This is a genomic window from Mesorhizobium sp. M0152 (assembly GCF_040322415.1).
In the GTDB taxonomy this organism is placed as follows: domain Bacteria; phylum Pseudomonadota; class Alphaproteobacteria; order Rhizobiales; family Rhizobiaceae; genus Mesorhizobium.
Genome location: NZ_JAMYTH010000122.1, coordinates 1 through 920, shown reverse-complemented (window position 1 = coordinate 920; position 920 = coordinate 1). Strand labels below are relative to the sequence as shown.

At 60.0% G+C, this 920-nt stretch carries 1 protein-coding gene and 1 pseudogene; both read left to right on the top strand.

The window, feature by feature from the left end; all coding sequences use genetic code 11:
• A pseudogene (locus NKJ26_RS33430) lies at nt 1–307 on the top strand (type I secretion system permease/ATPase); the annotation flags it as partial.
• On the top strand, nt 282–920 hold a 639-nt coding region (locus NKJ26_RS33425), incomplete at its 3' end, for an HlyD family secretion protein (RefSeq protein WP_352700114.1). The pseudogene NKJ26_RS33430 and the gene NKJ26_RS33425, both read left to right, overlap by 26 nt.

Genomic DNA, 920 nt, shown 5'->3' with positions numbered 1-920 from the left:
TGCCAATCTCGATGCGGAAGGCGAGGCTGCGGTCGTTAAGGCTATCGCCTCCGTGCGCGAGCGCAAGGGCATTGCGGTTGTCGTCTGCCATCGGCCGAGCGCCATCCGCGCCGTGGATTTGGTGTTGGTGATGGAAGGTGGACGGCAGCGAGCATTCGGTGCGCGTGATGAAGCACTGTCCAAAGTCCTGAAGGGGACAGCGATGGCACGAGGCGCTGGCGTCAAGGCCATCGGGTCTACACAGGATCACGTGGGAGAGCGCGCTGACATGGAGGATCCCGGTGTCCGGCATTCATCAGAACAATGACGTTTCCAGCTCCATTCGCCGCCACCTGGTGGCGGGCCTTCTGGCGAGCGTAATCTTTGTGGGAGGAGCCGGAGCCTGGGCGGCCTTCACGAATCTCTCCGGTGCGGTTGTCGCGTCCGGACACTTTGTCGTCGATTCCTATGTCAAGAAGGTGCAGCACCCGACCGGCGGGGTGGTGGGAGAAATCCTGGTGCGCGAAGGCGATAAAGTGAAAGCCGGCGACATCCTCATGCGGCTCGATGCCACCCAGACGCGCGCCAATCTCGCCATAGTCACCAAGCGGCTCGATGAGCTCGCCGCCTACCAGGCAAGACTCGATGCTGAACGTGACGATCTCGCGGAGATCGCCTTCCCGGACTGGCTGCTCGCCCGAAGAGATGTTCCGGACGTAGCTTCGGCAATACATAGCGAGACGCTGCTGTTCGAATTCCGCAGACAATCCCGCGACGGAAAGCAGGCGCAACTGGCGGAACACATTACTCAATATCACCACGAGATCGAAGGATTCGAGGCGCAGGAAATTGCCTGTGAAAAAAGGATCGAGGTTCTCCTAAAGGAAATTGCTGTTCTGAGTGGGCTGCGCGACCAAGGCATTGTCTCGGACCAACGGTTG